The 20,509-nt window shown below is 69.9% G+C and carries 19 protein-coding genes and 1 tRNA gene; 11 read left to right on the top strand and 9 right to left on the bottom strand.

Going from position 1 to position 20,509, the window contains the following annotated elements:
• Positions 1–30: 30 nt before the first annotated feature.
• Both ACFQS7_RS09990 and ACFQS7_RS09985 read right to left on the bottom strand, forming a co-directional pair.
• Positions 31–1,695, bottom strand: coding sequence for a response regulator (locus tag ACFQS7_RS09990; RefSeq protein WP_380066895.1), 1,665 nt, complete (start codon positions 1,693–1,695; stop codon positions 31–33).
• 380 nt (positions 1,696–2,075) lie between these two features.
• Positions 2,076–2,939, bottom strand: coding sequence for an oxaloacetate decarboxylase (locus ACFQS7_RS09985; protein WP_380066894.1), 864 nt, complete (start codon positions 2,937–2,939; stop codon positions 2,076–2,078).
• Between the two features lie 199 nt (positions 2,940–3,138).
• Between ACFQS7_RS09985 and ACFQS7_RS09980 the strand changes: the two genes are divergently transcribed.
• The gene (locus ACFQS7_RS09980; protein WP_380066893.1) at positions 3,139–4,233 is read left to right on the top strand and encodes an LLM class flavin-dependent oxidoreductase; all 1,095 of its coding nucleotides are present in this window, start codon (positions 3,139–3,141) and stop codon (positions 4,231–4,233) included.
• A gap of 159 nt (positions 4,234–4,392) precedes the next feature.
• Here the strand turns inward: ACFQS7_RS09980 and ACFQS7_RS09975 are convergent, their stop codons facing one another.
• The 5 genes from ACFQS7_RS09975 to ACFQS7_RS09955 form a co-directional block, all read right to left on the bottom strand.
• On the bottom strand, positions 4,393–4,818 hold the full coding sequence (locus tag ACFQS7_RS09975; protein ID WP_380066892.1) for a Zn-ribbon domain-containing OB-fold protein: 426 nt from the start codon (positions 4,816–4,818) through the stop codon (positions 4,393–4,395).
• Positions 4,818–5,975, bottom strand: a complete 1,158-nt coding sequence (locus tag ACFQS7_RS09970; protein WP_380066891.1) for a thiolase C-terminal domain-containing protein — start codon at positions 5,973–5,975, stop codon at positions 4,818–4,820. The genes ACFQS7_RS09975 and ACFQS7_RS09970 overlap by 1 nt, the downstream gene beginning before the upstream one ends.
• 203 nt (positions 5,976–6,178) lie before the next feature.
• Positions 6,179–7,015 carry an IclR family transcriptional regulator gene (locus tag ACFQS7_RS09965; protein WP_380066890.1) on the bottom strand — a complete coding sequence of 279 codons (837 nt, stop codon included), beginning with the start codon at positions 7,013–7,015 and terminating at the stop codon, positions 6,179–6,181.
• 109 nt (positions 7,016–7,124) lie between these two features.
• Positions 7,125–7,823 carry a hypothetical protein gene (locus ACFQS7_RS09960; protein WP_380066889.1) on the bottom strand — a complete coding sequence of 233 codons (699 nt, stop codon included), beginning with the start codon at positions 7,821–7,823 and terminating at the stop codon, positions 7,125–7,127.
• Between the two features lie 52 nt (positions 7,824–7,875).
• Entirely contained in the window at positions 7,876–9,123 is a 1,248-nt protein-coding gene (locus tag ACFQS7_RS09955; protein WP_380066888.1) for an aminopeptidase, read from the bottom strand.
• Between the two features lie 146 nt (positions 9,124–9,269).
• Between ACFQS7_RS09955 and ACFQS7_RS09950 the strand changes: the two genes are divergently transcribed.
• Entirely contained in the window at positions 9,270–10,421 is a 1,152-nt protein-coding gene (locus ACFQS7_RS09950; RefSeq protein WP_380066887.1) for a CaiB/BaiF CoA transferase family protein, read from the top strand.
• A 4-nt stretch (positions 10,422–10,425) separates the two neighbouring features.
• Positions 10,426–11,166 carry an SDR family NAD(P)-dependent oxidoreductase gene (locus tag ACFQS7_RS09945; RefSeq protein WP_380066886.1) on the top strand — a complete coding sequence of 247 codons (741 nt, stop codon included), beginning with the start codon at positions 10,426–10,428 and terminating at the stop codon, positions 11,164–11,166.
• Between the two features lie 154 nt (positions 11,167–11,320).
• Here the strand turns inward: ACFQS7_RS09945 and ACFQS7_RS09940 are convergent.
• Positions 11,321–11,393, bottom strand: a tRNA-Ile gene (locus ACFQS7_RS09940).
• A gap of 3 nt (positions 11,394–11,396) precedes the next feature.
• On the bottom strand, positions 11,397–13,271 hold the full coding sequence (locus ACFQS7_RS09935) for a reverse transcriptase domain-containing protein (RefSeq protein ID WP_380066885.1): 1,875 nt from the start codon (positions 13,269–13,271) through the stop codon (positions 11,397–11,399).
• A gap of 651 nt (positions 13,272–13,922) precedes the next feature.
• Between ACFQS7_RS09935 and ACFQS7_RS09930 the strand changes: the two genes are divergently transcribed.
• From ACFQS7_RS09930 to ACFQS7_RS09895, 8 genes are all read left to right on the top strand, one after another.
• Complete coding sequence (locus ACFQS7_RS09930) at positions 13,923–14,669, top strand: arylmalonate decarboxylase (RefSeq protein ID WP_380066884.1); 747 nt, start codon at positions 13,923–13,925, stop codon at positions 14,667–14,669.
• A gap of 42 nt (positions 14,670–14,711) precedes the next feature.
• Positions 14,712–15,131, top strand: coding sequence for a CoA-binding protein (locus tag ACFQS7_RS09925; RefSeq protein WP_380066883.1), 420 nt, complete (start codon positions 14,712–14,714; stop codon positions 15,129–15,131).
• A 126-nt stretch (positions 15,132–15,257) separates the two neighbouring features.
• Positions 15,258–16,031, top strand: a complete 774-nt coding sequence (locus tag ACFQS7_RS09920; protein WP_380066882.1) for a DUF2076 domain-containing protein — start codon at positions 15,258–15,260, stop codon at positions 16,029–16,031.
• Positions 16,032–16,065: 34 nt separating this feature from the next.
• Positions 16,066–16,953 carry a LysR family transcriptional regulator gene (locus tag ACFQS7_RS09915; protein ID WP_380066881.1) on the top strand — a complete coding sequence of 296 codons (888 nt, stop codon included), beginning with the start codon at positions 16,066–16,068 and terminating at the stop codon, positions 16,951–16,953.
• A gap of 2 nt (positions 16,954–16,955) precedes the next feature.
• Positions 16,956–17,489: a DUF29 domain-containing protein gene (locus ACFQS7_RS09910; RefSeq protein ID WP_380067240.1), complete on the top strand. Its 534-nt coding sequence runs from the start codon at positions 16,956–16,958 to the stop codon at positions 17,487–17,489.
• A gap of 95 nt (positions 17,490–17,584) precedes the next feature.
• Entirely contained in the window at positions 17,585–18,805 is a 1,221-nt protein-coding gene (locus ACFQS7_RS09905) for an MFS transporter (protein WP_380066880.1), read from the top strand.
• 7 nt (positions 18,806–18,812) lie between these two features.
• Positions 18,813–19,862 (top strand): PepSY-associated TM helix domain-containing protein, encoded by a 1,050-nt coding sequence (locus ACFQS7_RS09900; protein ID WP_380066879.1) that lies wholly within the window; start codon positions 18,813–18,815, stop codon positions 19,860–19,862.
• A 1-nt stretch (position 19,863) separates the two neighbouring features.
• The gene (locus ACFQS7_RS09895; RefSeq protein ID WP_380066878.1) at positions 19,864–20,508 is read left to right on the top strand and encodes a trimeric intracellular cation channel family protein; all 645 of its coding nucleotides are present in this window, start codon (positions 19,864–19,866) and stop codon (positions 20,506–20,508) included.
• The last annotated feature ends 1 nt before the right edge of the window (position 20,509 follow it).

Below are 20,509 nucleotides of genomic sequence, written 5' to 3'. Positions count from 1 at the left end.
GCAGGGCAAGGGTTGCCGACAGCATGCGCCTCATCGAGCCGCTTCGGCCAGCGGCACGGGCGCGCCGAGGCCGGCCAGGCAGTCGGCGAGTTCGGACGGGGAGACCGGCTTGCGCAGCAGGGCATAGCCGCCTCGCTCGGCGAGCGGCGCGAGGTCCGCCATCTGCCCGGTGCCGGTCAGCAGCACGGCGATCAGCCCGGGGCGCCGCTGCCGGGCGGTCTGGATCAGCGCGGTGCCGTCCATCCCGGGCATGGTGAGGTCGGAGATCAGCAGGTCGCAGGGCTTGCCGGCGTCCAGGTAAACCAGCGCCTGGCCGCCATCCTCGGCCTCTTGCACCTCCCAGCCCTCGTGCCCGAGGCATTCGGCGAGGAACCGCCGCATCATCGGCTGGTCGTCGACGATCAGCACCCGGCCGCGCGCGGCGGGTCGTGCCGCATCCGGTACCCGGTGCTCCACCGCGCAGGGCAGCCAGAGCGAGACGGTGGTGCCGAGCCCTGGCGCGCTGTCGATCCGCATGGTGCCGCCGGATTGCGCGGCGAAACCATCCGCCATGGACAAGCCGAGGCCGGTGCCCTTGTCGCGCGGCTTGGTGGTGAAGAAGGGCTCGGCGGCCCGGGTCAGGGTGGCGGCGTCCATGCCGATGCCGGTATCGGCGACCCAGAGGCGGATATACTGGCCCGACATCAGGCTGACCGGCGGCGCGGCCATGGCCGAGGGGTCGCCGGCGATATCCTCGACCGCAGCGCCGAGCGTCACCGTACCGCCATCCGGCATGGAATCCCGGGCATTGACCGAGAGGTTGATCAGCGTCGTCTCGAGCTGCGCCCGGTCGACCATCAGCGCCGGCAGCGCCGCCGGCGCATCGACCGCGACCCGCACCACGGGTCCGATCGCATTGGCGAGGATGGCGCGCAGGTTGCGCAGCAGCTCGGTCGGATCGACTTCGGTGGCACGCAATTCCTCGCGCCGGGCGAAGGCCAGCATGCGGCGGGAGATGGCGGCCCCGCGCTCGGCCGCCTCGCGCAGGCCCGACAGCAGGCGGGAGGCGCCGGGGCCGGCCGCGGCGAGTGCAGGACCGTGCCGCTTCTCCAGCAGGGCGATGCCGGCCAGCACCGCGGCCGATGCATTGTTGAAGTCGTGCGCCACGCCGCCGGACAGCTGGCCAAGCGCTTCCAGCTTTTGGGTATGGCGCAGCCGATCCTGCGCCGCGGAACGCGCCGCCGCTTCAGCGGCAAGCTGCGCGGTGCGCTCGATGACCCGGCGTTCCAGCGTGGCGTTCAACTCGCGCAGGGCCGCTTCGGCCTCCTTGCCCTCGGTGATGTCGACGTTGCAGCCGACATAGCCGATCAGCGTGCCCAGGGGACAGGTTTTCGGCGTCGCCTCGCAGCGATGCCAGCGGAGTTGCTGGCCGGCAACGCGAACCTGGACCTCGGCCTGGAAGGGGCGCCGTTCGGCGATCGACCGGTGCAGGCTCGCGTGGAATCCGGCTTGCGCCTCGGCCACCACGATGAGTTTCCAGCCGCCGCCCCGCAGCGCGCCGGCCGGGATGCCGAAAACTTCCTCGAAGCGGTGGTTGGCGTAGACCAGCGCGCCGGACGCATCCGTCGCCCAGATCAGGGTGGGAGCCTCGTCGGCGACACAGGCGTCGCAGGCGAGGCGATCAGCGGCCCCATTGAGCAGGCTCGCATGGCTCACGGCCGGTATCGCCGCCTCGGCCGCGCGGGCTGTGGGATCCGCTTGGTCATCGGCGTGACAGGCGACAGGTCGCGTTTGCGCTTGCATCGGTGCCCACCGCCCGCAGGGATTGAACGCCATCGCATCAAAACGAGAGCACACAGGGAACTAGATTAGCATCGACAACTTTGACAGCCAAGAAGTAACGAGGGCCGAACGTCTCCCGCGCCTTCCGCGTCGGGCCAGATCCTGTCGCCGTCGGCAACACCGGTCGCCGGCGACGGCGCGAGTATAGTTGTTGCATCCAGATTGATGATAAATGTGCCATCGAAGGAATTGCATACGATATTCAATGCTGCGCGGAAGCCCCTGCCCGCGCCCCTGCATTGACCGAGGTTGGCTCACCCCGCCACGATGAAGGGCTTTGCCGACACGTCGTAGGCGCCATAGCCCAGGGTGTCGCGGAACGCGGCCGGCGGCATCGCGCCGGCGGCGGCCGACTCCCCGGCGCGCAGCGCCGCCAGGCCGGCCTGCATCCCAGCCATGGCCGGGGACAGCATCCCCGTCGGAAAGGTGCCGATCTTGAAGCCGAGCGCCGCCGCCTCCGCCGAGGTCGGCGTCGCCCGCACGCCGCCCGGCGAGAGCACCGAGAAGGACGGCTTGCCGCCGGTGGCCGCCACCGCGCGGCGCATCTCGTCGTCGTCGGCCGGACTGTCGAGCAGGAAGATGTCGGCCCCCTCGGCGGCGAAGAGCTCGATCCGCGCCACCGCCTCGTCAATCCCCTGGGTCGGCCGGCAATCGGTGCGGGCGAGCACCAGGATGCCGCTCTCCTTCGCCGCTTCGACGGCCGCACGGATCTTCATGCGGGCCTCCTCGCGCGGCAGGCAGGGCTTGCCGGCGCTGGTCAGGGCGCGCGGGGTGATCTTGTCCTCGATCAGGATGGCGGCGGCGCCGGCCCGCCCATAGGCGCCGACCGTGCGCTGCACGTTCATCGCGTTGCCGTAGCCATGGTCCCCATCGGCCAGCACCAGCAGGTCGGGGGCGGCGTTGTGCACCATGGTGTAGCTGTCGAACATCTCGCCGAAGGAGACCAGGTCGAGGTCCGGCCCGCCAAGCCGGCTGGCGGCGACGCAGGAGCCGGAAAGGAAGGCGGTGCGGAAGCCGGCGGCGGCGGTCAGCTTGGCGGTCAGCCCGTCCCAGACTGCGGGCATCACGACGAAGCCTGGTTCGGCCAGCAGGGCGCGCAGGCGCTCGGGTGCGGTCATGGCTATGTTCTCCTCGGGCATTTCCTGGCGGCAAGAATACCCCGGTTTGCCGAAGCGGCCAGCGCCGGACGGTTGAAGCGCCCCGGCAAGGGGGATAGCGTCCCGTCAATGGCGTCGCGCGGATCGCCGCAGGCCTTCGTCCAAGGGGCCGGCTGCCGCCAAAACTTCCGCCGCGCCGAAGCAGGAAGGGAGCGACGCCATGGATGTCGGCATGATGCTGCTGTTCAGCAGCTATGGCTGGGAGGACATCAAGGACAGCCAGGTCTGGCAGGAGGAATTGCGCCTCGCGCGCATCGCCGCCGACAGCGGCTTCGACTGCCTGTGGTCGGCCGAGCACCACTTCGCCGATTACTCCTTCGTGCCCGACAACATCCAGCTGATGACGCATCTCGCGGCCGTCTGCCCGAACGTCGATATCGGCACCGCCGCAGTCATCCTGCCCTGGCACGACCCGCTGCGCGTCGCCGAGAATGCCGCGGTGCTCGACCTGCTGAGCAACGGCCGGCTGCGGCTCGGCCTGGGGCGCGGCCTGGCGCGGCGGGAGTTCGAGGCCTTCCGCATCAGCATGGATGAATCGCGCGAACGCTTCGACGAGGCGGCGCCGATGATCATCGAGGCGTTGCGCACCGGCTTCATGGAAGGCCATGGCAAGCACTACAGGCAGCCGCGGGTCGAGATCCGGCCTAGGCCGGAACGCAGCTTCGACGGCCGCATCTATGCCGTGGCCTCGAGCGAGGATTCCGTCCATTCCGCCGCGAAGCTCGGCGCGCATATGGTGATGTTCGCCGACCGGCCCTGGGAGATGCGACTGCCGGTGATCGAGCGCGGCCGGCAGCTGCACCGGCAGTACCACGGCAACGAGCAGCCGACCCTGATGATGACCGAATTCGTCTGTTGCGGCCCTGACCTGGCGACGACCGAGGCCGAGGCGCTGCGGTACCAGGGCAAATTCGTCGAGAGCAACTTCTACCACTACGAATTCCTGGGTGAGCATTTCCGCACGGTGAAGGGCTACGATTCCTACCAGCAGAAGGCCGAGATCGCCCGCCAGGCCGGGCTCGAAGGCGCGGTGAAGGGCTTCATGCAGGCAGCCAGCTGGGGCACGCCGGACCGCATCCTGCGCGGGCTGGAGGAGCGCCGGCGCGTCATCGGCGATTTCGAGCTGAACGTTGCCTTCCGCTTCGGCGGCATGCCCTTCGAAGTCGCCGAGCGGGGGCTCAGGCTCTTCGCCAAGGAGGTTCTGCCGGTGCTGAAGTCCTGGGGCCCGGCGACGCCGAAGCGGGCGGCGGCCTGAGCCAGCACGGTTGGGGAGGGGAAAGTGCTCCCTCCCCAAACCCCACCCTTCCTCCTCGTGGGCTTGGCACCTGCCGCGAGGCGAGTGCCGACTGCCAAGCATAAAGGAAGGTTGGACGCATGCGTCCAACGGGAGGACACCGCCTCCCTGGCCTTGCCTTTACTTCCCCGCGCCGGCGGGGCGGAGCACCGGCAGGACCAGCCCCTCGCCTGCCGGTTCGAAGCCAACGCGCAACGGCTGGCCGAGCCGCAACCCGTCCGGCCCTGCATCGCGTAGCTGCGCCACCAGCCGCACCCCTTCGGCCAGGTCAGCGGTGACCAGCGTGTAGGGAAGCTCGGCGCGGAAGGCCGGGTGATAGGGGTGGTGTGCCACGGTCCAGCTATGCAGGGTCGCGGCACCGCTCGCCTCGACCCAGTCGGCAGCGAAGGAATGGCAGGCGTCGCAAAGCGGCCGCGGATAGTGTCGCACCCGGCCGCAATCGGCGCAGCGCTGCAGCATCAGCCTTCCCTCGGCAAGGCCCGCCCAGTAGGGGCGGCTCTCCGGCGTCGGCTCGGGCACCGGCTTGGGTGGGATCGCGGTAGGCATCAGGCCCTCGCCATGATGGCGATGGTGCCGTCGCCGAGGTCGCCGTAGCCAGTCACCAGCCCAACCTCGGCATCCGCCACCTGGGCCCGCCCGGCCTGGCCGCGCAGTTGCCGCACCAGCTCGACCACGTGGTTCATGCCCGCCATGTGCGACTGCGACAGCAGCCCGCCATGGGTGTTCACCGGCAGCCGGCCGCCGAGGTCAAGTGCGCCGCCCTCGACGAAGGCCCCGCCCTCCCCCTTGCCGCAGAAGCCGAGGTCCTCCAGCTGGCAGAGCACGATATAGGTGAAGCAGTCGTAGATCTCGGCGACGTCGATATCGGTCGGCGTCACGCCCGCCGTGGCGAAGGCTCGCGGCGCCGCCTTGGCCAGGCCCAGCCGGGTCATGTCGGGCCGCTGGGTGATGGTGCTGGGGCTGTCCGGATGGCCCTCGGCGAGGCCGGTCAGCAACACCCGGGGCTGGCGGAGGTCGCGCGCCACCTCCGCCGCGCTGACAACCACGGCGGCAGCGCCGTCGCTCTCCAGGCTGCAATCCAGCAGCCGCAGCGGGTCGGCGATCATGCGGGAGGCCTGGTGGTCCTCGATCGTCATCGGCGCGGTCATCGTCGCGTTGCCGTTGAGGATGGCGTGCCGCCGCGTGGTGACGGCGATCTCCGCCAGCTGCCGGCTGGTGGTGCCGAACAGTTCCATGTGCCGCCGCGCCATCGGCGCATAGTACTGCGCCGGGGCCAGCGCCCCGACCGGCGCCTCGAATTCCCCGACCGTGCGGAATTGCGGCATCTGGTGGATGCGCGCGCCGATCCGGCTGCCGGTCCGCCCGGTGCGGCCGAGCGGCAGCAGCACGTGCCGGCACAGCCCGGTCGCCACCGCCACCGCGGCGCATTGCACCGCCGCCACCGCGCCGGCGCCGCCGAGCGGCGTGGTCGCCGAGAAGCGCAGATCGGGGATGCCGAGATTGGTGACGAAATCCTCGGCGACGGTGGCGCCGAGGCCAATCGGCATGACGATGCCGTCGATCTCGGCGGGCCGCAGCCCGGCATCGGCCATGGCGGCGAGCGAGGCTTCGAGCTGCAGGGTCAGCACGCCGCGGCCGCCGGCGTCTCGGGTGTAGTCGGTCTCGCCGATGCCGGTCACGGCCGCCTTGCCGCCGAGCGTCATGCCGCGGATTCCTGCTGGATCGGGAGGGTTTCCGGGAAGGCAGACCGGGCCGCGGTGCAACCACCGCGGCCCGCTGCCCGAAGGCGGGACATACTCACTCCCCACGCGGCCGCTTGCTCTTCGCACGACCGATTTTTCCGTTTACCGGAAATTATCTTCCTCTCAAGAGAAGCATGCCGCTACGGCTGGGTCAAGCGCCTGCGTCATGCCCTGCCCTGCATCACGGCACGGCCGGCGAGGATCGGATGCATCCTGCCCTCGATCTCGGCAGTCGCCGACCGGACCAGCCCTACCACCTCCGCCAGCCGCGGCGGCTCCAGCCGGCTGGGGATGGCGGCCAGGCTGAGCGCGGCCACCGGGTCGCCCGCCGGGCCCAGGATCGGCAGGCCGATGCCGCTGGTGCCCGGCACCAGGTTGTTGACGAAGGTGTAGCCGTCGCGCCGCGACGCCTCGATCCATTCCCGCACCCGCGGCTCCGCCACGCCGCGCGCGGCGCGTCCGGCCTGCTGTTCCGGCAGCGCCAGCAGCCGCTCGATCTCCAGGGGATCGCGCAGAAAGGCGAGCAGGGCGACGCTGCCGGCGCCGAGGCCAAGCACCCGCCGGTCACCCGGTTGCACCACCAGGGCGCGGACCGGATAGCTGCCCTCGATGCGGGCAACGCAGATCGCCATGTCGCCCGAGCGCAGGGTCAAATAGACCGTGTCCCCGGTCGCCTCCGACAGCGCATGCATGATCGGCCGCGCCACCTCCGCCAGGCCGAAGCGGTTGCCGGCGGCGAAGGCCCAGCCGGCCAGCCGCATGCCCAGAAGGTAGCGGGTGCCCTCCTGCTCGATGAAGCCATGTGCGAGGAGGGCCGCGACCAGCCGGTGCAGCGTGGTCTGGCTGAGCCCGCAGCGCCGCACGAGATCGACGAAGCGGAGCCCGGTGCCGCCGCCGCCGGCAGCCAACGCGTCGAGGATCGCCGTGGCGCGGCCGAAGGACTGCTCGAGCCCGCGCTCGCCCGGCGTCACGCCGTGGGGCGTGCCTGGCTTCCCCGCCATTCTTCGAACGCTCCCCTACTCCGCCGACGTCATGCCACCGGCAATCGTTCCGCCGGGAGCAGATGGCGCATTGTCGCGAGCGATCAAGGGGGACCGGCTGGCGGCCGGATCAGAACAGCCCGGTTTGGCGTCGGTGCAGGGCCGAGGACACCTTCCGCCGCGGCAGGGAGGGCAAAGGCGGCGGCGGGCCGCCCGGCACATGCGGCGCTGGGCCGGCATAGCCGTCATCGGCGATCAGCCGCAGCTGCTCCGCCACGCCGCCGGCGGCGGCCGGCAGTTCCAGTGGCACCGGCCAGAAGCACTCGACCCGGTCCTCGCCGCGCAGCGCGAGGAAGACCACGCGCTCGACCCTGCCGCCCTCCCCGGTCTCGACCGCGAAGCGGAAGACCAGGCCCTCGGCGGCTTCCTCGCCGAGGGCGAGGCAGAGCTGCTCGGCCTCCATCTCCTGGCGCTTGAGGGTGCGCTCGGTCGGGTCGTCGGCGGCGCCGCGGTAGAAGCGCACCGGCACGCCCTGGCCGTTGGAGCCGATGACGAAGACGAAATGCGCGCTGTCGTCCAGCACCTCGAGCCAGGGGTACTCGCCCGACAGGGCGGCGCGCTTCAGCCGGTGGCGGCCGAAGGCGAAGGCACGGCAACCGACCGACCAGGGATCGTCGCCCAGCTCGTAGCTCGCCATGGCCAGCGCGTCGCGCCGCGCATTGGCCAGCATGCGGCCGCAGATCCGCAGGCGCTCCTCGGTCAAGGCCGGGTGGAAGTCCCACGGCATCTGCTGCGCGGGGGCGGGCGGCGACTCGGCGGGGTTGTCCATTCGCTCATCCTAGCACCGAGTCGAGCCGAGTCGCAGGGCTTCCGTACGGTCGTTACCGCACCCACTCGCCGCGCCGCATCAGCGGCTCGGCCCGGCCCTCGGCGTCCAGCCCGTCCACGTCGGTCTCGGCCGAGCCGATCATCCAGTCGACATGGATGAGGCTGCGATTGGCGCCTGCCGCGGCCAGCGCCCCGGGCGGCAGCGCCTTGTCGACGAAGCAGCGGGAATAGGACTGGCCAAGCGCGATATGGCTGGCGGCGTTCTCGTCGAACAGCGTGTTGAAGAACAGCAGCCCGCTGCCGGCGATGGGGTTGGAGGCCGGAACCAGCGCCACCTCCCCCAGCATCCGGGCGCCTTCGTCGGTCGAGATCATGCGGTCCAGCACCGCCTGGCCGGTGCTCGCCCTGGCGTCCACGATCCGGCCGGCCTCGAAGCGGACGCGGATGTCCTGGATCAGCGTACCCTGATAGGCCAGCGGCTTGGTGGCGGAGACCATGCCTTCCGTCACCCGCGCGTCGGGGGTGGTGAAGACCTCCTCGGTCGGGATGTTGGGGTTGCCGGTGATGCCGTTCTTGGCCGTCGACAGCCCGCCCATCCAGGCATGGCCGGCGGCCAGCCCGACCTTCAGGTCGGTGCCCGGGCCACGGAAGCGCAGCGCGGCATAGCGCCGCTGGTTCAGCATGACCCGGCGGGCCATCAGCGCGGCATTGTGGCTGGCCCAGGCGGCGACCGGGTCCGGCCGGTCGGCGCGGGAGGCGGCGAAGATCGCGTCCCAGAGCCGCGCCAGCGCCTCGGCCGCCGGCAGGTCGGGGAAGACGGCGGCGGCCCAGGCCGGGGTGGCGGCGGCGACCAGGGTCCAGTTGATGGCGGTGCCGGTGATCAGCTCCAGCGCCGGGCGGTAGGCCAGCGACCGCGCCCGGTTTGCGCGCGCCACCTTGTCGGGGTCCTGGCCAGCCAGCAGGGTCGGGTCGTCGCCGACGATCGCCAGCCGCGCCGCGCCGCGGCCGAAGGCCTGCGCCATCCCTTCGTACAGCCAGCCCGGCGCCGCATCGAAGCTGGCATCCGGCGCGTGGCGGTAGCGGGACAGCGCCGCCTGGTCGTCCGAGAAGAAGGTGGTGACCAGCGAGGCGCCGGCCCGATAGGCCTGCTCGGTAATGCGGCGGGAGAGGTCGAGCGCCTCGACCGGCGCGGTCATCACCAATTCCTGCCCTGGGGCGAGGTTGAGGCCGACCCGCACCGCGAGTTCCGCCAAGCGGTCGAGCCGGGGATCGGCGAGCGTCGTGGCGGGGTGCGTGTCCATCAGAATCCTGTCCCTTCGCGGCGGCGGCATTGACCGTCCCAGCATAGCGCATCCGGGTCGGCGGATCAGGCGCCTTGGCGGCAGCCGCCTCGCTTGACAGCCCGACACCCTGGCCCCGACCCTGCGGCAAAGCGAGGAAGGGTCCCATGCAGGCGGCGCTCGACGGGCTGGTGGTCCTCGACCTGACGAATTTCCTCTCCGGCCCCTACTGCACCATGCTGCTCGGCGACATGGGCGCCGAGGTCATCAAGGTGGAGCGCCCGGACGGCGGCGACGATGCCCGCCGCATGCCGCCCTTCGTGGAGGGTCGCAGCCAGCCCTTCGCCGTGTGGAACCGCAACAAGCGCAGCGTCACCGCCGACCTGAAGCGGGCGGAGGACGTCGGCTTCGTCCGCCGCCTCGCGGCGCGGGCCGATATCCTGGTCGAGAATTTCCGCCCCGGCACGCTGGACCGACTGGGCCTGGGCTGGGAGGTGCTGCAGGACGCCAACCCGCGGCTGATCTGGTGCTCGATCTCCGGCTTCGGCCGGACCGGACCCTGGGCGGCGCATGGCGGGCTCGACATGATGGCGCAGGGCATGTCCGGCCTGATGGCCGGCAACGGCCCGGCCGAGGGCGAGCCCTACCGGCTGCCGATCGCCATCACCGATGTCACCGCCGGGATGTATGCCGCGATCGCCGTGCTCGGCGCGGTGCAGGCGCGGCACCGCACCGGCATAGGCCAGCGGATCGACCAGTCGCTGTTCGAGGCCGGCGTCTCGCTCGGCGTCTACGAGGCCGCGCATGTCTTCGCCCATGGCACCCGGCCGCAGCGGCTCGGGCAGTTGCATCGCGGCTCGGCGCCCTACCGGGTGTTCCGCACGCAGGACGGCTACCTGACGCTGGGCGCCTCGAAGGAGAAATTCTGGCGCGCGCTCTGCCGGATCCTCGGCCGGCCGGAGCTGGTCGAGGATGCGCGCTTCACCGCGAATGCCGACCGCGTCGCCAACAATGCCGCCTTGGTCGAGATCCTGCAGGAGGCCTTGGCGCAAAGGCCGAGCGCGCATTGGCTGGAGGCGTTCGGCCAAGCCGGCATCCCCTCCGAGCCGGTGCTCTCCTACGACGAGGCCCTGGCCCATCCGCAGGGCCAGGCGCGCGGCCTGGTGACGTCGTTCAATGATCCCGAACGCGGCCCCCTGCCCCATCTGGCCCCGCCGGTGCGGCTGGAGGGCACGCCCGCCGGCATCCGCCACCGCGCGCCCGACCTTGGCGAGCACGACGCGGAGATCCGCGCCTGGCTCGCGGCCCAGGAGAGCTGACACCATGCCGATCGGTCCAGACCTCGCCGGGCGCGTGGCGCTCGTCACTGGCGCCTCCCGCGGGATCGGCCGGGCGGTGGCGCTGGCCCTCGCCGAAGCCGGCGCGGATGTCGTGGTCAATTACCGCGACCGCACGGTGGAGGCCGAAGCCGTCGCCGCGGCGATCCGCGGCCTGGGCCGGCGGGCGCTCGCCGTGGCGGCGGATGTCGCGGACTCCGAGGCCGTGGCCCGCATGGTGGCGCGCGCCGAGGCGCAGCTCGGCCCGATCGGCATCCTGGTCAACAATGCCGGCATCGCGCTGCGGCGCGACATCGAGGCGCTGACCGAGGCGGAGTTCGACCGCACCATGGCGGTGAACCTGAAATCCGCTTGGCTCTGCACCCAGGCGGTGCTGCCGGGCATGCGGGCGCGCGGCTGGGGCCGGGTGGTCAACATCTCCTCCGGCGCGGCGCGCAACGCCGGGGTGATGGGGGTGCATTACAATGCCTCGAAGGCGGGGCTGGAAGGGCTGACGCGCGGCTACGCCGCGCGCGTGGTGCAGGACGGCGTGACGGTGAACGCGGTGGCGCCCTCCCTGATCGTCACCGAGATGATCCGCGGGCGGGAAAAGGATCTGGCACGCGCCATCCCGCTGGGCCGGCTGGGCAGGCCGGAGGAAGTGGCCCAGGCCGTCCTGATGGTCGCCGGCAATGCCTACATGACCGGCCAGACCGTCCAGGTAAATGGCGGCATGCTGTTCAACTGAGGACGATGGGCCCGGCAGGACTCGAACCTGCAACCAAACCGATGAAGTGGGCGGCCGCAACCATTGCTGGTCCACAACCGCCTCTTCCCGAACCCCGCGTGCAAGTTTCCAAGCCACGAGGCTCTCCAGTGACGCCGCGCGTGTAGCGAGGGGATGGGAGCGGCAGGATTCGAACCTGCGGTCTGCCAGTTATGAGCTGGCCGCCTTAACCCCTTGGCTACACTCCCGATCTAGGCCGCTGCGAGTTCGGGGTCATATAGCGACCCCAGGCCGATTCCGTCGTACAGACCACCATGTATGGCGTCATGGTGTTCCTTGCAAACGGGGATTTGCTTGCGGTTGATGGTAGCCATCAGCCGGGCAAAGCCGGTCGTCTTCTGCCCCATCTTCAGTACGTGACGGATGTGGTGCATTTCAACGCCATCAGCCTTTCCGCAGATGCAGCAGTGCTTCCCCAGCTTTGAGCGGGTCCGCAGGCGGGTCTGAGTGTTAATCATTCCGTCCTTTGGGGTTCCCGCGTCGGTTGTCCGAAACCGCAGTGTGTCCGCCGCCCAGTTTCTCTCCTGGTGGAAAGTCACTGTCCGGTTCTTACCTCCGGCTGTCGGAGCCGAGACCCTAGGTGGGTCTCCTCGCTTGGCGAATACCTTTGCAACTGAGGTTCTGTGTTTCCGTGCGAGAGTTTTCGCCAGGGAGTATTTGAGTATATACTGGATTTGGCTTAGCCCCGCATAGTTGGCACTGAAACTGTAGAAGTTCAAGTACCCACGGTTAATGGAACTGTAGAGTTCCACAAGCTGGTCGTCGTCCAGTTGTTCCCAATCTGCCTTATGGCATGGGCTCCCGCTCGGATCGCAGAACCCTCGACCCGCAAGCCGTCTGACGATTTTGTCAACCGGTGCTCTGAGTTGCGGTTGCCAACCCGTAACCCGCTTTGGAAAGACTTTCCCGTTGCGGCGGATATTGACAACACGACGGGACGTGGAGCCGACCTTAATCCGGGTGCCTAGGAAGAAGGCTTCTTCCGTCTTGGCATGGCGGATATGGGTCTTCTCCATGCTGAGCGTCAGGCGCAGGTTTTCATCAAGGAAGTCTGCGACGTCCTTTTTGATCGCCTCTGCCGTCTGCTTGGGGCCGTCCACTCCGATCATCCAGTCGTCAGCGTATCGGATGTACCTGATACGGATTGGCCCTTCGTCATTCCGCATCGACGGCGTTCGGCTAAGCCTAGACCGCATTTGCGTGACACGTCGGACGAGTTCCTTCCTTGCAGTTCCTTCCGCTGAGTCGATTGCCTTACTCAGTTTCGAGATCTGCTGGGAGAGGGTTCGATGCTGGGTGGTCATCCGCTTGGTGCCGCCGCGCTCATAGCTGCGCCTGATCTTATCCTCCACAAACTCATCGAGTTCGTGGAGGTAGATATTGGCCAGCAATGGCGAGACGATGCTGCCTTGCGGGGTTCCCACGATGCTGTTTACAGGAGTGTGAAACTCCATGTATCCAGCTTTCAGCGCCTTCCGCAGGAGGTTGATGAAACGCTCGTCGCGTATCCTCTTCCTCAGCACTCCGATTAGCACGTCATGGTCGATGTTATCGAAGCAGCCTTTGATGTCTCCCTCGATCATCCAACCTATAGCCTGCCAGTCTATTCGGATAGTTCGCAGCGCCGTATGCGTGCCCCGCTGTGGCCGGAACCCATGACTGCATCCCCGAAATGTGGGGCCGTGGGGGCTTTCGTAGATGCATTCCAGGATTAGCCTTATGGCTTCCTGAACCACCTTGTCCTTCGGTGTAGCGATCCCCAAAGGACGTTTGCCTCCATTGGCTTTCGGGATTTGAATGCGTCGAGCGCGGGAGAATACGAAACTCTCGTTCCGCATTTCCTTGATGATGTTTTCGATGGTGACCATCGAGAACCCATCCAACGTCTTTTCATCCACTCCCGGCGTCATGTTTCCCGGTGAGCTTTTGATCCTCTCGTAGGCTGTCACATACAAGTCAGACTTATACATGAGCCTGTAGAGGTCATCGTTCACCCACGTCGGGTTCGCATTGACCTTCCGCAGTGCCTCCAACCTTTGCAGAACTTTGTAATCCATCCGGATCATCCTACATCGCCTGAAGGCTCGTCACCTGGGACCCTTTCCGTTCCTCGGGCGTTACCCCGAGCGCATCTGGCGAGCGTTGCCAGTCCGGTACTACGATCCCTCTGCCACCGTAGGGATTGCTCCCCTTAGGCGGTCCCATGGTTGATGCTCCAACGTCGTCCAGGGTTAGGTGGCCCACTCATCTTTTAACGTACCTACTTGGTACGCGGAGCCGGACGGAAGTATTGCCGCGGGATCATAACGTTCCCCCGACACATCCGGCGGCGGGTGTCATCCAGATTTCCCGCCACTTGGCCGAAGAGTTCCATCGGATTGGGCTTCACGCAGTTTAGCATTCACCATACCTGGCTTAGCTGACGGACCTCTTGGTGTCTCTGACTACACCTCACCCGCCTTTTGACGGCATGCTGTTGTCCCCTTGCCCTTTCGGGTTCAGGTTAGCCGTTGCTTTAGACAGTTCTACTTCACTGTCGTCTACCTCCGTAGACTGCGTTGGAGCGCCCTCTCATGGCGCACTTATGAGCGGTCCGCTCTGACCATTGAGCTACAGGCCCATGGGCGTGTGATGCCGGCTGCGGCGCGCGCGTGCAAGCACTCCTGGCCGGGTTTCGGACCTGTGGCAGGATGCCGGCCGGCGACGGGAGCGGGCCGATGCGCGACACATTGGGCTGGCGGCGGAAATTCGGCGTCATGGGGCCGTCCACCAACACTGTCGTGCAGCCCGACTACGATTCGATGCGGCCGGTCGGCGTCACCAACCACTACGGCCGGATCTTCACCCCGGACGCCGATGCCGTGAGCAACGAGCGCTTCCGCGCCGGAATCGATGTGATCGGCGGCAACGTGCTGGAGGCCGTGCGCAGCGTCATGACCTGCGCGCCGGACCACCTGGTGATGGGCATGTCGGCGGTCACCTTCTTCGGCGGGGCAAAGGGGGCGGATGGCTTCCTCCGCTCGGCCGGGTCGGTCTCCGGGATCGGCATCAGCATCGGAAGCCATGCCTGCGCCGCCGCGTTGAACGCCCATGGCGGGGTCAGGCGGGTCGCCGTGCTGTCGCCCTACTGGCCGGTGATGAACGCCGAGGTCAGCCGCTACTTCGGCGACATGGGCTTCACCATGGTGCGCGACATCGCGCTGCAATGCCCGTCCTGGACCAGGATCGCCGCGGTGCCGCCCGGCCGCTGCCGAGACGCCATCAAGGCATTGGACAGCGACGACGTGGATGCCATCGTCCAGGTCGGCACCAACCTGTCCATGGTGCGGCTGGCCGCGGCGGCGGAGCTGTTCCTCGGCAAGCCGGTGATCGCCATCAACACCGCCACCTACTGGCACGCGCTGCGGGCCAACGGCATCACCGACCGCCTCGCCGGCTTCGGCCGGCTGCTGGAGGAATTCTGACCCCGCTGGCGCGTTGACCTGCCGAAGCAAGGAGCCTTCGCCATGACCGAAGACGAGATCCGCGACATCCTGCTGACCACCCGCCGCATCGCGGTGGTCGGCGCCTCCGACCGGCCGGACCGGCCGAGCCATGGCGTCGCCGGCTTCCTGGCGGACCGCGGCTACAGCATCACCCCGGTCAATCCCGGCATCGCCGGGCGGTCGCTGCACGGCGCCCCGGTGGTCGCCGCACTGGCCGAAGCCGGGCCGCTCGACATGGTGGACGTCTTCCGCCGCAGCCAGGATGCCGGCGCCGTGGTGGACGAGGCGATCCGGCTCGGCGCCCGCACCGTCTGGCTGCAGCTCGGCGTCACCGACGACGCGGCGGGGGAGCGGGCACGAGCGGCCGGGCTGCGCTTCGTGCAGGACCGCTGCCCGGTGATCGAGTGGCGCCGGCTCGGCCTGCCGGCAAAGATTGCCTGAAATTCATTTTAACCTTGCCACCAGCTTGAAAGCCGGAACGCGCCGGGCCACGTCGCGGGCGCACGGCTGGCGGGACCCTCCGGTGATCCGCTTCGATCCGCCCGGCCGACGGGAGACGCAGGACCCATGAACGACGAAGAGCGCCGCATCATCACCCAATACGTGGAGCGGGTCGCCGGCGCGGCGCCCGCCCCCGCCGCCTCCGCCAGCCCCTGGGGCGGCAGCAGCGTGCCGGCCACCCAGGCCCGGGCGCCCCTGCCGCCGGTCGACCGCGACGCCGATGCGCTGATCGCCGACCTGTTCGGCCGCTACCCGGAAGCCCGCTACCGCCTGACCCAAACCGCCTTCGTGCAGGAAGCCGCGCTGGTCGAGGCGCAGAACCGCATCCGCCAGCTCGAATGGGAGGTGCAGAACGCGCAGGGCCAGGCGCAATCGGCGCAGCAGTCCCGCGGCGGGCTGTTCGGCGGCATGTTCGGCGGTGGCGCCAGGCCGCAGCCGCGCATGGCGCCGCCGCCGCAGCCGGTCTACCCGCCGGGCTACAACCCGGGGATGCTGCAGCAGGGCCGCGGCGGCTCCGGCTTCCTCGGCACCGCGCTGACCACCGCGGCCGGCGTGGCCGGTGGCATGGTGCTGGGCAACATGCTGATGGGCGCGCTGTCCGGCCATGGCGGCGCCGCCCAGGCGGCCGGCTTCGAAGGCGGCGGCGGCTTCGGCCAGGAGGCGGTGCCGACCTCCTCCCCCTGGACCGACCCGGGCACCGCAGCGGCCGACCAGGGCTGGGGCGGCGGCGGGCAGGACGCCTATGCGGCACCGGACGATGCGGCCGGCGGTGGCTTCGACACCGGCAATGCCGGCTATGACGACGCCTCGGGCGGGGGGTTCGACGACGAGGACGTCTGACCCATAGCCCGGCCTCATTGAAATCGCGTATGGCATGAGTGATCCTCATGCCATGCGCATCCCCGACCTCGACCTCGACCTGCTCCGCGGCTTCGTCGCCGTGGCGGAACGCGGTGGCTTCACCGCGGCCGGCCAAGCGCTCGGACTGACCCAGTCCGCCGTCAGCCTGAAGGTGAAGCGGCTGGAGGATCTGGTGCAACGCCGGGTCTTCGACCGCACCAGCCGCAGCATCGCCCTCACCCGCGACGGCGAGACCCTGCTGGCCTATGCCCGCCGCATCCTGGCCCTGAATGACGAGGCGGTTCGCCGGCTGGTGGCGCCGCCGGTGGCCGGCCGCTTCCGGCTCGGCGTCGCCGACCATTTCGTCCCGCGCAACCTAGCCCCGCTGCTCGCCCGCTTCGCCCGCACCTGGCCCGAGGTGCGGCTCGAGGTCGAGGTCGGCCGCAGCCACGAATTGCGCGCGGCGCAGGAGAAGGGTGCGCTCGACCTGGTGTTGGGCAAGCGCCGGGACGGCGAGACCGCTGGCCGGCCGATCTGGACCGAGAGCGTGGTCTGGGTCGCCGCGCCCGACTGGACAGCGCCGGACGGGCGCCCCCTGCCCCTGGCGATGCTGCCGCCCGGCTGCATGTTCCGCGACCGCGCCCTGGCGGCGCTGGCCCGGGCCGGGCTGGGCTTCGAGGTGGTCTATACCTCGGCCAGCCTGCTGGGCGTCGCCGCCGCGGCGCAGGCCGGCTTCGCGCTGACCGTGCTGGGCCGCGGCGGCCTGCCCCCGGGCTTGGCCGAGGTGCCGGGTTTGCCTCCGCTGGGTACGGTCGAGATGTGCCTGTTCGGCGACACGGCCGGGCAGAACCCCCTGGCCGAGCCCTTGATGCGCTTCCTGCGGGAGAGCCTGTCCGGCGCCGACCTGGCCGCCGCGGCTTGAGCGTGGAAATCGGCGTGGGGCATGCCTATTCTCTCCGCATGTCGGACGTCGGCGAACTCTATGAACGCGACTTCTATGCCTGGACTCAGGACCAGGCCGCCCTGCTGCGCGCCTGGCCTGAGGCGCTGCGGCCGAATGCTCTCGATCTCAACCACCTTGCGGAAGAGATCGAGGATTTGGGCAAGTCCCAGCGGCGCGCTGCCCGCAGCCTGCTGCTGCAAGTCATCCAGCATCTCCTGAAGCTGCGCTTGCATCCCGACCGCCAGTCGGAGCAGCGCTGGAAAAAGGACGTCAACGGCTTCCGGGACCAGCTCCGGGATGTCTTCGCGGAGAACCCGTCCTTGCGCGCCGCTCGTGACGAGCTCGCCGCCGACCTCTGGGCACGTGCCGTGGCCTCGCTGCGTCGGGACCTGGAGCTCGATGGATTCGACAGCCGCGCCGCAATGGCGCCGCTACCCGACCCGGCGGAGCCCTGTTTCGATCTCGACCGCGAAATCCTGGCCGAGGACTGGTTCCCGCAACCGCCCGCCGGCTGATCCAACCTCCGCGCGAGCGATGCCAGCTTGGCATTGACCCGGCCCTGCCCGCGGCGCAGTTTCGCCGCGACGCAGTCCACGGAGCCCCGCCCGGTATGCCGCCCGAGCAGCCCCCCGCCCGCGATGCCCGCATCATCGCGCTGATCGGCACCGGCCATTTCCTCTCGCATTTCTACATGCTCTGCCTGCCGCCGCTGTTCCTGGTGTGGCGCCAGGAATTCGGCGCCTCCTACGCCACCCTGGGCCTGTCCGTCGCGCTGATGAGCGGGACCACCGCCCTGCTGCAGACCCCGGTCGGCTTCTGGGTGGACCGCTGGGGCGCCCGCCCCTTCCTGGTCGGCGGCACGCTGCTGATGGCGCTGTCGGTCTCGGCCATGGCCTTCGCCCCGGCCTTCTGGATGATACTGCCGCTGGCCGTGCTGTCCGGCGTCGGCAACAGCGTCATCCACCCGGCCGACTACGCCATCATGGCCGGCAGTATCAGCAAGTCCTTTCTCGGTCGTGCCTTCGCCCTGCACACCTTCACCGGGAACCTCGGCTTCGCCCTGGCCCCGCCGGTGATCGCCCTGCTGCTCACCATCATGGACTGGCGCATGGCGCTGCTGACCGTGGGCCTGCTCGGCATCCCGGTGGTGCTGGCCATCCTGCTGCAGAGCGGCGTGCTGCGCGACCAGGCCAAGGCCAAGGCGCAGGCGGACGGGCCCGCGGGCCGCGCGCTGCTGCTCAGCCGGCCGATGCTGCTGTTCTTCGCCTTCTTCCTGCTGAGCTCCATGGCCGGGTCGGGGATCCAGTCCTGGCTGGTCACGGTGCTCGGCAAGTTGTGGGGCACGCCGGTGCTGGTCGCCTCGGCCGCGCTCACCGGCTACATGATCGGCGCCACCGGCGGCACCCTGGTCGGCGGCTGGATCGCCGACAAATCCAAGCGCAACCTGCTCGGCCTGGTCACGCTGCTGACCCTGGCCGCCATGGCGCTGCTGCTGCTGCCCGGCCTGATGCCGCTGCCGGATGCCGTGCTGCCGGTCGTCGCGGTCTGCGCCGGCCTCGCGCTCGGCACCTCGCGCACCCCGCGCGACGTCATGCTGAAGGATGCCTGCCCGCCGGGGCAGATAGGCAAGGTCTTCGGCTTCGTCTCCGCCGGCCTGCCGCTGGGCTCCGCCATCACCCCGGTGCCGCTCGGCTTCCTGATCGACATGGGCCATCCCGGCCTGGTGCTGCCGGTGGTGGCCGGGTTGCTCGGCCTCTCGCTGCTCTGCGCCGGCAGCGCCCAAGGCACCGCCCGCGCGGCGCGGGCGCCGGCCGCGGTTCCGGCCGAATAGCGGCTGCATGGCCTGGCTGCTCCGTCGCCTGCACCGCTGGCTCGGCCTGGCCTTCGGCGCCTGGTTCGTCCTGCTCGGCCTGACCGGCGCGCTGATGGCCTTCATGCCGGAGATCGAGACGCGGCACCTCGCCGCCCCCGCCGGCGGCCCCGCCCTGCCGCTGCCCGCGCTGGTCGAGGCCGCCGCGGCGGCGCTGCCGCAGGCGACCGACGGGCCGCTCCGCGTCCACCCGCCGATGGCGCCGGGCGAGACCTTCCGCGCCGATTTCCGCCTGCCCCAGGGCCGCACCAGCCTGCATCTCGACCCTGCCACCGGCGCCGTGCTGGGCGAGGTGCGCTGGGGCGGCCAGCTCATCCACCTCGCCTACAACCTGCACCGCAACCTGCTGATCCCGAAAGGCGAGCGTTTCGTCGGCTTCCTCGGCCTGCCGGTGCTCGGGCTGCTGCTGGCGGGGCTGGCCCTGGCCGCCTGGCCCTCGGTGGTCACCTGGCGGGAGCGGGTCTTCTCCAAGGCCGGGCTGCGCGGCCGGCGGCGGCTGGCCAACCTGCACACCGCGCTCGGGCTGCGCGCCCTGCTGCCGCTGCTGGTCGCGGTCGGCACCGGGCTGGCGCTGTCCTTCCCGCAGACCACGCAGTGGGCGCTCTACCGGGTTACCCGCGCGACGCCGCAGCCGCCGCCGGTCCCCGGCGACGGTCCGGTCGACCTGGCCGGCGCGCTCGCCCTGGCGGAGGCCGCACGGCCGGGCTGGCGGCTGGCCTGGCTCGACCCGCCGGGCGATACCGGCCGCGTCACCATGGCCTTCGTGCCGCCGGAGGCCTGGCCCGGCGCGGACCAGGTGGTGACGGTGGAGACCGCGACCGGGGCCCTGGCCGTCGCTTTGCCCCACCCCGCCGGGCGGATCGCCGCCTGGTTCACCGCGCTGCATGCCGGCACCGCCTTCGGCCTGGCGCACCGGATTCTCGTGGTGCTGCTCGGGCTGCTCCCGCTGGCCTTGGGCTATTTCGGCCTGGCGCTGTGGTGGCGGGCGCGGTCGGCCCGTCGCGCGCTGCGGGATTGAGATGACCACGCTCGACGCCCTGCTGCGCTGGCTGGACCTGGCCGGCATCGCGGTCTTCGCCGCCTCCGGCGCGCTGGTCGCCTCGCGCAAGCGGATGGATGCGGTGGGCTTCATCCTGATCGCGGCCGTCACCGGCTTCGGCGGCGGCACGCTGCGCGACCTGCTGCTCGGGCGGACCCCGCCCTTCTGGCTGCGCGACCCGAGCTGGCTGGCGGTGGCCAGCAGCGTCGCCGTGGTGGTCTTCTTCACCGCCCACCGGCTGCAGAGCCGCTTCCTGGTGCTGGTCTGGGCGGATGCCGTCGGCCTCGCGCTCTATGCCGTGCTGGGGGCGGAGATCGCCCTGCTGGCGGGGGCGAAGCCCTGGGCGGCGGTGCTGCTCGGCGTCGTCACCGCGACCTTCGGCGGCGTGGTGCGCGACGTCATCTGCAACGAGATTCCGCTGCTGCTGCGGAAGGAGATCTATGCCCTGGCCGCGCTGGCCGGCGCCGCCACCTTCGTGCTGCTGCGGGTCAACGGCGTCTGGCGCGACCCGGCCCTGCTGGCCGGCATGGCGGTGGCCTTCGGCATCCGCGCGGTGGCGATCCGGCGCGGCTGGTCGCTGCCGGCTTACAAGCCGCGGCCCGGCCGGGACTATCCCGACCGGTAGG

The organism is Dankookia sp. GCM10030260, assembly GCF_042666655.1.
Classification (GTDB): domain Bacteria; phylum Pseudomonadota; class Alphaproteobacteria; order Acetobacterales; family Acetobacteraceae; genus Paracraurococcus.
Note: the sequence above shows the minus strand (reverse complement) of the source record. Positions and strands in the feature narration are given on the sequence as shown.